Genomic DNA, 9,706 nt, shown 5'->3' with positions numbered 1-9,706 from the left:
AGCGTTCTCCATTAGATTATGAAAAGGCCCATCAAAAGATGGTTAGGTGTGTCTAGAATTTTGGTGGCTATTCACTATAAGCCACTGCTGTCCCACAATTTTTCACAAGAGGAAGCTTAAATAAGCTTCCTCTTGTTTAATGGGGATTTTATCGGGTGAGAATAAAGCTTTTAACGTTTTTCTTTCAAACAAATTCACTTGAATGATTCTGAGTAAGCGCTGCACTGTCCAGCCTTCTTTCCCCAGATGTTGAGCGAAACTCACCAGCAAATAGGCGATTAACGCGATCCAAATTTGAGTTTGTATGGCATTACGGCTTCGGCCTAGAAATGACTTTAATTTTAAATTCTGTTTAAGTGCTTTAAAGAACAGCTCCACTTTCCAACGGTCTTTATAAATTGCAGCAATCGTTAATGCTGCCAGATGAAAGTTATTACTCAGAAACTCAAACGTCCTGTTCTTATCGGTATCATAAAATTCTATACGTCTTAATAATTTGGGAGCACCTCTTTTCTTTGCATAAGCACTACTTAATTCAATCCATTCATCCGCAATAATACCTTTAGATGCTAATACGCTGCGGCTAGATTTCACTTGATAAACTGTCTTTGGGCGCAATCGGGTGACAAAACTGACCTTTTGATGAGTCAATTGGGCAAACCATTGATAATCAATATATCCTTTGTCAAATACGACAATACTGCCAGCAGGAAATTTGAATGCTCTGCCTTGTACCATATCATTTTCAATGCCATCCCCAAGCGCCACAAATTCAGGAATGGTATTGCTGTAATTTAAGCCAACGCTAAGTTTCATGCTGGCTTTGGATTCATGCACTTTGGCCCATTCACATAAGGAAAATGACAGATCAATATGGCTGGCATCCAGGGAATATAAGGGATTCTTAAAGCGGAATTTATGAGCTACTTTTGAGTGTTCATAAGATTTAAGCAAGGTGTAAAATAGCTGTTCATACAAGGCTGCAGGCTGTTCCTGATTGATTCGAGCCAGTGTACTGCGAGGGTGATAGACTTTGCTCCGAGAGCATTCAGCTTTTCTTGTTGACACTCTAGATTAGATTGAATATCCCGCAGACTTTGTCTGCAGGAAAGTTGAGACATCAGTATGGCAATGAACTGATCCCATCTTGAAGCGGCTCTAAATTTCTGACCGACATGATGTATTTGAACAAGACGTTCAAAATCTTGTCGGAGTATGGGTTTAATCAATTGATGAAATACGGTATTCTGATATGACAAAACCTGAGTCCTTGGTCGTTAAAGTGTTGGTTCGCACTTATATTTTAACGATTCAGACTCAGGTTTTTTTATTTAAATCAAACTATGGGACAGCAGTGAGCTATAAGCTCCCTTTTTTGTGTTAGAAACCATTTAAAGTGTCTGTATTCTCACCATTAAAAATGTCTGGTTTATGATGATCTAAATAACTTCTCAGGATATGACTCTATGAACGACACTGAAAATCAAAAAAAACTCCCATTCTCAGAGGATGAATTACTCGAAAATATAGATGAATATAAAGCACATGCAGATGAAATTACTGTGCTTACAGAAACCGAATTCGATTATTCATATTTCAAACACTCTACTCCATTTTTTCAAAAACAAATTAATTACTGTAGAGACAAAACCCTTGCTACATAAGGTTTTGGAGTCGTTTGTCTAAAAATAATCATAAAACAACCTAGAGCCTGTTTATTTCCTCTTTGTATCCTTAAACGGATAAGATTTTAGAAAAACCGATGGCTCAGAATTAAAAATCATTTAACTTTCATTTGTAATTGTAAACCGAAAGTATCGAGTAATTTCTGCATGGATTTCAAAGTAGGATTGCTCCCTGGTTGCTCCATTTTTTGCAGTGTCTGTGGCGCAATCTTAGTAATTTTAGCCATATCATTCAGTGTTAAATGTAGCTCTGTTCGAATAAATCGAGCAACTTGATAAAAAGACCAGTCTGGATGATTATTGATGGTTTCAAGCACAGATAGTCTTTTTTCCATTTGTTGAATAGGGGTCAATGGTTTAAAACGTTTATCCATGGCTGATCTCCTCCAACTGCTGGCAAATATTGATTATTCGATATTGGCTATTTTCCAGAATTTCATCCGCTACTTGAAGAGCCTGCATCTTTTCTAACAGTCCCCGATAAATTGGTAACTGTTCAATTAATAAAGTTTTAATTTCTTGTGGATCAATCGAAGTGCTTTCAGCTATCTGCTCAATCACAGAACTCAAAAGTGGCATACCACCATGATCATCTCTTTCCCAACGAGTAGTACGTGCAATACCATCAGGATGTAACCACATTGGCGCATAATCAAATAATGGTGTGAGCTGAATTTTACCATTATTGAAGCGTTGGATTGCTGTATTGCGAGTATGGTTATCTTTATTGCCTAAGGCAACATTTGCGAGATCACGCTTCAAATACTCAAATACTTCCTGCTTTGGTTCGGTACAAGCCTCCATAAGCAGGGTACATATTTGATTATGGGTCATTCTAACCCCAAAGCCCGCCTTCCCACCTAGAGATGCAAGGCTTTCCTGAGCAATTCTTTCAACTTTGCCATTAATTACTTTGCGATCAAATCTTGGAATAAACAAAGTCTTGCCATGTAGCTCAAGATCCCGGTGTACACGTAGTTGCAAGTACTGAGCGACTTTCATATACAAAGCTTCGTTCATCAGGATTTTATTCAAATTTTGATCACTGCCGCGGCTAAATTTAACCAACCAATGCTGCTTAACTTGATCATCTGGAAGAGTATGATCTAGATAGAAAAGATCATCATAACCTTGTGTTAACAACAATTTTGGCCACTCACCCTGAATACCAGATGAACCGGCAATAAAAAGTCCATAAGATGCGAGCGATTCAATAAACTTCTCTTTACGTTCAATAATTTTGCTTAGGCTAAATCCCTGATTTTGCAGCTTTGGGAAATGACTCTGTAACCACTCATGAGCCTCTTTGACTCGCAGATTCCCAATTGGATTTCCTGCGCCTGCTTTTAAAAGCGCCCAGTCCGCTTGTTCCTGAACATTCTCAGAAAAATCAAGCTGTCTTAGTAATTCTTTGCGACCGTATCCTTGAGGTAATAGATCCATAAGAAATGCTGGCCAAGTTGATTCCAATCTATTTTGGACGTTCACCGGTAAGTCATAAGCAAGCGCATGACCATCTCTTAGATCCATATATGAAATAGCATATTCGAACAAATATGATGTACGTGTAGCTGCCTGCCATCCAGCATTTTGATCATCCGTAACCTCAACCAAAGCACAGTCATGCCATTCATAGTCTTGGTAGATTTGCAGTGTACAGTATTGCTTCATAATTTTATTAAAATAGTAAAATATAATGATTTTATTGATTATATATCTATTTTAATATAAAAGTATAATTAAACTAAAAATCTCAATGATCACTCTAGGTGTCTAAGAAGAACTTATACATTTCTCAAAATTGCAATAAACTCATCTGATTTGCAGTAGAATTGATCAATATTGGGTTAAATCTTACCTCCTTATATTTTAGCTATCCTTTACATCATGTCAGAACGTCAACAACTCAGCCTTAGTGAATACCTTGCCACTGTACAGGAAGTCATCCAGCTGACTTTTGATGGGGCAGTGTGGGTCAAGGCTGAGATCCGTAATTTAAGTATTAAAGGCGGTCACTATTATCTTGAGTTGGCTGAGAAAGATGAAGAAAGCCATAAGGTGATCGCTAGTTGTAAAGGCACCATTTGGAAATTTACGGCACAAAAAATAATTCTAAAGTTTGAACGAGAAAGTGGTATTGAACTGTCGAAAGACCTGAATGTACTGATCAAGGTCAAAGCTAGATTTGATCCACAATATGGCTTCTCGGTCAATATCGAAGATATCGACTCTAGCTTTACTCTAGGAGACATCGCCAAACGCTATCAGCAGATTCTGCTGCGACTGACTGAGGAAGGCCTGCTTAATAACAATAAACAGTTACCGGTACCCTTTGATATTCAGAATGTCTTGGTCATTGCACCGGAAAATGCTGCAGGGTTAGGTGACTTTAAAAAAGATGCGGATGCCCTGGCTCAGGCTGGTGTCTGTCATTTCGTTTATCATTCAGCAACTTTTCAGGGTAATACTGCTTCTGCCAGCATCACTCAGGTTTTGGGCAGTGCCTTAAGACAGTGGGCTCAAGATTACTTGATAGCACCAGACCTTATTGTGATTATCCGTGGTGGTGGAGCCGTGAATGACCTAGCTTACCTGAATGATTATGATCTGGCCGCACTGCTGTGTAAAAGAACTGTGCCGATCTGGGTCGGTATTGGCCACGAGAAAGACCGCACTATTTTGGATGAAATTGCACACCGTTCCTTTGATACTCCGAGTAAAGTGATCGCAGGGATCCGTAACCTGATTGTGGGGCGAGTCAATGAAGTTAGTACTGCTTTGCAGACCATCAAGCTACTGTCACAGCAACAGTTGATGGCCTACCAGAGCCAGAATGATCAGTATCTGAAAACTATCAAAACTCTAACACAGAACCAGATCAATGAGGTCCAGCGTAGCGTTGATATGCTGAAAAGTGATACTCAGTATCTTGCTCAACAACAGATTAAACTAGCTTCACAGCAGGTGGAGTCATTGATGAGGGAAACCTTGCTACAGAATCCACGTAATGTGATGGCCAAGGGCTATGCAATTGTCCGTAGCCAAGGCAAAGCCATCCGTTCCATCCAGCAGATTATTGACCAGCAATTACAGATTGAAATTCAGGATGGCACCATTGATGCCACCGTGACACAGGTGAACGCACATGAACAATGAAGAACTAAGTTTCAAGAAAGGCTATGAAATTCTCAAGAAAAATGCCGAATTTCTTGAATCTCAGGAAGAACCGGATATTGATAACCTGATGGCGATCGTTGAAGAATCCATGACTGCCTATAAAGCCTGTAAGTTACGTATTGATGCTGTGCAACAGGCGTTGAATGACACCTTTAAAGAATAAAAATTCTAGAATGTTCTAGAAATAAAGGACATGAGATGGTGAAAACTGACAGTTAACCCAATAAATTTGCTTGAGCAGAGTTTTATTACTAACCACCTTTTCCTCGAGAGGTGTTACATGGATCCCAAACAACATACTTACGTTGTTAAATGGTTGACTGAAGATCAAGCCTGTGTCGGCTTATGTGTCGAGTTCTTCATTAAGCTGACTTAAACCAAATAGGTGAGGCTAATTAATTTAATGGCTGATCTTTAATAATCCCTGCCAGCTGAAATAGTTCTGGGTCAAATGAGTACGGTTCATAGACCACTTTCGTTGTGGTAAGTAGCAGCTGCCAACCGCTAATTTAGTTTTCCCATATCTCGCTTGTACCGCTTCTAAAGTTTGCATGAGAATTTCATTACTTTCACGCTGGCTGTGGTCTGTCAGCAGGTCAGGAGTAAAGCGCTGCTTAGCAATTAAATCCGTCAGAATTACACCACACTTTTTATATTTCACGTCAGATTTATAAATGTGTTCCAGCAGTTGCATGGCTGTTTTAATCAGATCCAAAACACAATCCGTCGGTTCAGGAAACTCAAAAGCCAACGATTTACTGTAATAGGGAGCCTTTGAATCAAAAGGATTCGATTGCACAAAAGCAATGACACATCCACATAAGGAAGCGTCTGCTCGTAAACGTATGACCGCATCCTGTACATATTTGCCCATAGCCTCTTTGAGATCATCTAGCTCGGTAACTTTTTCACCAAATGAACGACTTGCTATGATTTGCTGTTTGGGGGGAGGGGCATCATCTAACTGCATACAAGAAACACCTTGCAGCTCCAATACTGTTCTTTGCATTACCACAGAAAAAAGACTCGCCATGCGATGTGCATCTTGCATCACTAAATCCAGCACTGAAGAGATTCCCATGGCATTTAGTTTTTTAACTAACTTACGACCAACGCTCCAAACTTCACCGACCTCAATGTCTGAATAAAGCATTTCCTGATCTAGGAAATCCATATTGAGTAGGTTACACACACCCTTGAAACCCTGTCTTCTTTTGGCAAGATGGTTGGCCATTTTGGCTTCAGTTTTACTACGCCCGATACCAATCGAGACGGGCAAGCCAATCCAATCCAACAAGCGTTGTTTCATGTGATGCGCATACTGAGTTAAGTCAAAATTTTGTGCATAACTGGTCAGGTCTAAAAAACACTCATCAATTGAATAGATTTCCTGTTCATGTGGCGCAACAAAACTAGCCAAAATTGAATGAAAACGCTTGGACATTTCAGCATATAAAGCATAGTTACTGGATAACACCACGACCTGATGTTGCTGAACAATATCTTGTATTTGAAAGAGAGGAACGCCCATTTTGATGCCTAGCGCTTTGGCTTCATTACTTCTTGCCACAGCACAGCCATCGTTATTGCTGAGCACAATCACAGGTTTATTATTCAGACTGGGATTGAATACCCGCTCACAACTGACATAGCAGTTGTTAATATCAATCAGGGCATAAATCCGCTCGTAACTGCTCATCTGAACTTCTTGATCACACTGGTAACCACACCCCAAATCAGCATGGTTTGATTATCTTTCAAATGGATATCAGCAAAATCAGGATTAGCAGCCTGCAACCAGCATTGATTACCCTCAATCATCAAACGTTTAATCGTAAAATCATTGTCAATCAATGCCAGAACAATATCTCCATGCTTGGCTTCAATACTACGGTCAACGATTAGCTTGTCATTCAGATCAATCCCTGCATCACGCATGGATAAGGATTCCACTTCAACGATAAAGGTTGCCTGTTGGTTTTGAATAAGAAACTCGTTTAGATCAAGGGTCTTATCGATATAGTCTTGAGCAGGGGAAGGGAAGCCTGCAGCAACTTTTTGCAAAGCAACAGGAATCTCATAATGTGTTTTTGTCTCAAGCAATGTAATAGAGGAAATATCGTTAAACTTTGGAGTGTCATTTTTCTTCAGGTATTGTTTGATTTCCAATACACGAGACTCTGGCACCCGAATGACCTTGGTCGGTTCGTTATAGACAAAAGGACGGCCAGAACCTTTGCGTGCACCACCATGCTTATTTTTAGTCATTTTTATTATCAATCTTGATTATGTAACATAATTAAGATTATAGAAAACTCAGAATATAAAAACAAGATTGTCCGTTCTTTAATAAAGTATTATCCCAAATCTTGGGATTGCCATGATATTAGCAAAGCCACAAGATCAATCAGACGACACAATAAAGATTGTCTAATCCTTGATCGTAGAGACTTTATATTTGAAGCAACAGAAGACCTAAAGGGCTTTACTGGTATCCATTGATTGTTCAGCAACATTAAATAAAACTGTGGAACATTGTTCAGTTATTGATCGTGGAACGTGAACAATCATAAAAAAAGCCCATTCGAGGGTGAATGGGCTATAAAACTAGTATCAACACATGGAATTATAACACAATTTAAAAAGCATTTCGTATAATATTGATTATGTTAAATAGACTAAGACTTTGTTGAAATTTTCTTTTATAATAAATGAAAACTTATGGCATTTAAGATAATGAAATTACTAAGCTTTATACTGTTATTTGTTAGTTGCAGTTGTTTTGCTTTATCTAGTGAAGAATTTGATAAACAGTATCAAAATTTAAATGGTGAACACAATAAAGCCGTAATTAATAATATGATCTATTCGAAAGACTATGATGATAAAAAAATCCCATTGTCAGAAAAAATAGAATCTAAAAGTAAGTGGTGTGACTTAACCAAAACTAGAATAAATTTATTAGATTTTGTGATTCAGAATTTTTCTTCTTATAAAGAATGGGTGAAAAAAAACAATCTTGATGATGATGCTAATTTGGATGATTTTAATAAATTCTATGAAAATCAACAAAAAACATATATTGGTTGTATGGCGGGTCTTGAAAAATTAAAGATGGATCAAAAAGTCGATTAAATTAGAAAAACTAAATTAACATAATACACCTTATACGAGAGACTGTAAATAAAACTGTGTAAACGCTTAAACTCCCCCCAACGTTGTTGGGGTCAAACAAAAGGTGTTTACCATGAAAGATGAAGCAATGTTGGGACTCGCTAAAGAGTTAGCCAAGAACCTAAAAACCGAAGCCGATCTCAATGATTTTAGTCGGGCTTTAAAGAAATTGACTGTTGAAACTGCCCTTAATGCGGAACTCACCGACCATTTAGGTTACGAAAAGAATAGCCCACGAACAGGCAAAAATGCTCGCAATGGTTACACAACGAAGCGTCTACTGACTGATGATGGTGAGTTTGAACTAGATACCCCTAGAGATCGTGAGGGTACATTTGAGCCACAGCTATCAAGAAAAATCAGACCCGTATCACGCAAATGGATAGCCAGATTTTATCCCTCTATGCCAAAGGTATGACGACTCGGGACATTGTTGCTACATTCAAGGAAATGTATGATGCAGATGTGTCACCCACCCTGATTTCCAAGGTGACAGATGCAGTTATAGAACAAGTCAAAGAATGGCAAAGTCGCCCTTTGGATGCCTTGTATCCTATCGTGTATTTAGACTGCATCGTGGTCAAGGTACGTCAGGATAATACTATCATCAATAAGGCTGTATTCCTTGCATTGGGTGTCAATACAGAGGGGCATAAAGAACTATTGGGGTTATGGATGGCAGAAAACGAGGGGGCTAAATTCTGGTTATCGGTTTTAATGTCAACGGCATTCTAAAATTGACCCCTTTTACCTTACAAATGGCAAAGTAAAATTGACCCCTTTGATCTCGTATTAAATTTCAACCTGAGGCTGAATCCCTATTCTTTTTTTATCCTTCAAACGATAACTCTCACCCGATATTTGTACCACATGACAGTGATGCAATAACCGATCTAACATCGCAGCGGTCAACGTGACATCATCCGCAAATGACTTAGACCATTGGCTAAAGGGTAAGTTACTCGTCAATATCGTACTGCCTTTTTCATAACGCTTGGCAATCACGTTAAAGAACAGATTCGCTTCTTCACGTCCAAACGGTAAATAACCAATTTCATCGATAATCAGTAACTTTGGTCCCAGTACCGCACGTTGCATATAGGTTTTCAATTTACCTTGCTGATAGGCTGTACTCAGTTGCAGCATGAGATCGGCGGCGGTAATAAACTTGGTTTTGACATTGTTCATGATGGCCTTATAGCCTAATGCCATAGATAAGTGCGTTTTCCCTACACCGCTAGCCCCGAGAAACACCACATTTTCTGCTCTAGCAATAAAGCTCAGGTTGAACAACTCGACCACCTGTGATTTGGGAGCACCCAGTGCATAATTAAAATCGTAACCTTCCAGGGTTTTCACTTGAGGCAGGCCTGAGAGTTTCATCAGGACCTGCTGGCTGCGCTGTTGCCTGGCAGCATATTCATGCGTCAAGATCGCTTCAACAAAGTCGGCATAACTTCCATCTTGACCTAATGTTTGTTGTGCATGATGTGACCATTGTGATGCGATGGCAGGCAGATTGAGCTTTTGGCAAAGTTGCTCTATACGGTCGTATTGCAGATTCATCAGGAAACTCCCAGCAACTGGTCATATACCGATAAGGGATGCTGCAAACTCTCGTAGGGCATGACATGCTGTGCTGCTGCAACAGGTACAGTGCTGGAACCTGT

Annotated in this window: 9 protein-coding genes and 3 pseudogenes; 5 read left to right on the top strand and 7 right to left on the bottom strand. The window is 39.3% G+C overall.

Annotated elements, in window-relative coordinates:
* Positions 1-102: 102 nt before the first annotated feature.
* Positions 103-1,259: pseudogene (locus CF596_RS13775) on the bottom strand (IS4 family transposase).
* Between the two features lie 207 nt (positions 1,260-1,466).
* Here CF596_RS13775 and CF596_RS13770 point away from each other — a divergent pair.
* A complete protein-coding gene (locus tag CF596_RS13770) occupies positions 1,467-1,664 on the top strand; it encodes a hypothetical protein (protein ID WP_096902802.1) in 198 nt (65 codons plus the stop codon).
* A 116-nt stretch (positions 1,665-1,780) separates the two neighbouring features.
* On the opposite strand, the gene CF596_RS13765 is transcribed toward CF596_RS13770, so the two are convergent.
* Together CF596_RS13765 and CF596_RS13760 are read right to left on the bottom strand one after the other, a co-directional pair.
* Positions 1,781-2,059, bottom strand: a complete 279-nt coding sequence (locus CF596_RS13765; RefSeq protein WP_096902801.1) for a helix-turn-helix transcriptional regulator — start codon at positions 2,057-2,059, stop codon at positions 1,781-1,783.
* A complete protein-coding gene (locus CF596_RS13760) occupies positions 2,052-3,356 on the bottom strand; it encodes a HipA domain-containing protein (protein WP_096902800.1) in 1,305 nt (434 codons plus the stop codon). The genes CF596_RS13765 and CF596_RS13760 overlap by 8 nt, the downstream gene beginning before the upstream one ends.
* Positions 3,357-3,572: 216 nt before the next feature.
* Here CF596_RS13760 and xseA point away from each other — a divergent pair, with 216 nt between their 5' ends.
* Both xseA and xseB read left to right on the top strand, forming a co-directional pair.
* Positions 3,573-4,841 carry an exodeoxyribonuclease VII large subunit gene (gene xseA / locus CF596_RS13755; RefSeq protein ID WP_096902799.1) on the top strand — a complete coding sequence of 423 codons (1,269 nt, stop codon included), beginning with the start codon at positions 3,573-3,575 and terminating at the stop codon, positions 4,839-4,841.
* Entirely contained in the window at positions 4,831-5,025 is a 195-nt protein-coding gene (xseB, locus tag CF596_RS13750; protein WP_001058302.1) for an exodeoxyribonuclease VII small subunit, read from the top strand. Before xseA ends, xseB begins: the two co-directional genes overlap by 11 nt.
* A 237-nt stretch (positions 5,026-5,262) precedes the next feature.
* Here the strand turns inward: xseB and CF596_RS13745 are convergent, their stop codons facing one another.
* Positions 5,263-6,561 (bottom strand): Y-family DNA polymerase, encoded by a 1,299-nt coding sequence (locus CF596_RS13745; protein WP_096902798.1) that lies wholly within the window; start codon positions 6,559-6,561, stop codon positions 5,263-5,265.
* Positions 6,558-7,130: a translesion error-prone DNA polymerase V autoproteolytic subunit gene (gene umuD / locus CF596_RS13740; RefSeq protein ID WP_096902797.1), complete on the bottom strand. Its 573-nt coding sequence runs from the start codon at positions 7,128-7,130 to the stop codon at positions 6,558-6,560. The genes CF596_RS13745 and umuD overlap by 4 nt, the downstream gene beginning before the upstream one ends.
* Positions 7,131-7,598: 468 nt before the next feature.
* On the opposite strand from umuD, the gene CF596_RS13735 reads away from it, so the two are divergent.
* The gene (locus CF596_RS13735; protein ID WP_096902796.1) at positions 7,599-7,997 is read left to right on the top strand and encodes a hypothetical protein; all 399 of its coding nucleotides are present in this window, start codon (positions 7,599-7,601) and stop codon (positions 7,995-7,997) included.
* A 112-nt stretch (positions 7,998-8,109) separates the two neighbouring features.
* Positions 8,110-8,753, top strand: a pseudogene (locus tag CF596_RS13730) (IS256 family transposase); the annotation flags it as partial.
* Between the two features lie 75 nt (positions 8,754-8,828).
* Here the strand turns inward: CF596_RS13730 and istB are convergent.
* Positions 8,829-9,602 (bottom strand): IS21-like element ISAba8 family helper ATPase IstB, encoded by a 774-nt coding sequence (istB, locus tag CF596_RS13725; RefSeq protein ID WP_096902795.1) that lies wholly within the window; start codon positions 9,600-9,602, stop codon positions 8,829-8,831.
* A pseudogene (locus tag CF596_RS13720) lies at positions 9,602-9,706 on the bottom strand (IS21 family transposase); the annotation flags it as partial. The gene istB and the pseudogene CF596_RS13720, both read right to left, overlap by 1 nt.

This window comes from Acinetobacter sp. YT-02, from assembly GCF_002412355.1.
GTDB classification, from domain to species: domain Bacteria; phylum Pseudomonadota; class Gammaproteobacteria; order Pseudomonadales; family Moraxellaceae; genus Acinetobacter; species Acinetobacter towneri.
This window is presented reverse-complemented; position numbering and strand designations above follow the sequence as displayed.

Bases quoted from the DNA above. Each gene is read 5' to 3' on its own strand.
- CF596_RS13745 (WP_096902798.1), bottom strand. From the start codon at position 6,561: ATGAGCAGTTACGAGCGGATTTATGCCCTGATTGATATTAACAACTGC.
- istB (WP_096902795.1), bottom strand. From the start codon at position 9,602: ATGAATCTGCAATACGACCGTATAGAGCAACTTTGCCAAAAGCTCAAT.
- xseA (WP_096902799.1), top strand. From the start codon at position 3,573: ATGTCAGAACGTCAACAACTCAGCCTTAGTGAATACCTTGCCACTGTA.
- CF596_RS13760 (WP_096902800.1), bottom strand. From the start codon at position 3,356: ATGAAGCAATACTGTACACTGCAAATCTACCAAGACTATGAATGGCAT.
- CF596_RS13765 (WP_096902801.1), bottom strand. From the start codon at position 2,059: ATGGATAAACGTTTTAAACCATTGACCCCTATTCAACAAATGGAAAAA.
- CF596_RS13770 (WP_096902802.1), top strand. From the start codon at position 1,467: ATGAACGACACTGAAAATCAAAAAAAACTCCCATTCTCAGAGGATGAA.
- umuD (WP_096902797.1), bottom strand. From the start codon at position 7,130: ATGACTAAAAATAAGCATGGTGGTGCACGCAAAGGTTCTGGCCGTCCT.
- xseB (WP_001058302.1), top strand. From the start codon at position 4,831: ATGAACAATGAAGAACTAAGTTTCAAGAAAGGCTATGAAATTCTCAAG.
- CF596_RS13735 (WP_096902796.1), top strand. From the start codon at position 7,599: ATGAAATTACTAAGCTTTATACTGTTATTTGTTAGTTGCAGTTGTTTT.